Raw genomic sequence first — 1,163 nt, 5'->3', positions numbered from 1 at the left:
CATCGTCTGGAACTCGACCTCGGTCACGGAGGGCCAGGCTGGGCGGGCATGGATGAGTTCGGCCTTGTAGAGCCCGTTCACGGCCTCGGCGAGGGCGTTGTCATAGCTGTCGCCGACTGTGCCGACCGAGCCAGTGATCCCGGCTTCAGCGAGCCGCTCGGAGTAGCGGATGGAACCGTATTGGCTCCCGCGGTCCGAGTGGTGGACCAGCCCATCTATGGCCTGGTCTTTCGCAGACACAAGGGCGTGCTCGAGCGCTTCCAACGGAAGATCTTCTGTGCGCATCGTCGACCGGGTCGCCCAGCCGACGATCTTCCGATCGAACACGTCGGTGACGAACGCGGTGTAACAGAATCCTGCCGTGGTGCGGACGTAGGTGATATCGGCGACCCAGAGCCGGTTCGGCCTGTCTGCGACGAAACGCCGCTCGACGAGATCCGGGCGATCATCCGGGACTCGTGAGGGGATCGTGGTGCGTGGTGTGCGACCACGAATCACGCCGGCAAGACCAGTCTTGCGCATGAGGCGAGCAACCTGATCGCGTCCGATGCCCCAGCCTTCCCGGCGTATCGCACGCCAAATCTTCCGGGCCCCGTAAACACCGTAGTTCTCCGCATGGATCCGCTTGATCACAGGGCTCAGCGCGGTGTCGCGGAGGTGGCGGTCGCTGGCGGGACGGGTCTTCGCGGCCCGATACCCGCGAGATGTGAGGAACCCACCCTCTGTCGCGCCCAGGGTGCGACAGATGAGCTCGACCCCGAACTGGTCGCGATACATGTCGATATACGCGATCATCTCGGCGTGGGCCGGTCGAGCTCCGCGGCGAAAAACGCCGACGCGGACTTGAGTATCTCGTTCGCACGTCGCAACTCCGCGTTCTCACGCTTGAGCCGGCGGATCTCCGAGTGCGCATCACTCGTGACACCCGGCTTCGCCCCTGTGTCGACACGGGCTTGTTCGACCCAGCGGCGCAGCGCCTCGACCGAGACATTCAATTTCGGGGCAGTGAGTTTGATCACCTGATAGCTGGTCAGGCCGTCCTCATCGGCCTCGAGCCTGTCCAACACCATGCGGACCGCACGGTCCTTGAACGCTTCCGGATACTTCGCGGGCATGTTCCCATCCTCTCGATAAAGGAACGGAACGAAACCCAGGGCGGTTCA

The 1,163-nt window shown here is 63.6% G+C and carries 2 protein-coding genes; both read right to left on the bottom strand.

Annotated features, from left to right (window positions below):
- Positions 1-777 (bottom strand): IS3 family transposase (locus tag ACI3KS_RS19595; protein ID WP_404920213.1); only part of this gene is annotated, 777 nt, incomplete at its 3' end.
- 14 nt (positions 778-791) lie between these two features.
- The gene (locus ACI3KS_RS19590) at positions 792-1,115 is read right to left on the bottom strand and encodes a transposase (protein WP_404920212.1); all 324 of its coding nucleotides are present in this window, start codon (positions 1,113-1,115) and stop codon (positions 792-794) included.
- Between the last annotated feature and the right edge of the window lie 48 nt (positions 1,116-1,163).

Source organism: Microbacterium sp. ZW T5_45, assembly GCF_044987415.1.
In the GTDB taxonomy this organism is placed as follows: Bacteria; Actinomycetota; Actinomycetes; order Actinomycetales; family Microbacteriaceae; genus Microbacterium.
Note: the sequence above shows the minus strand (reverse complement) of the source record. Positions and strands in the feature narration are given on the sequence as shown.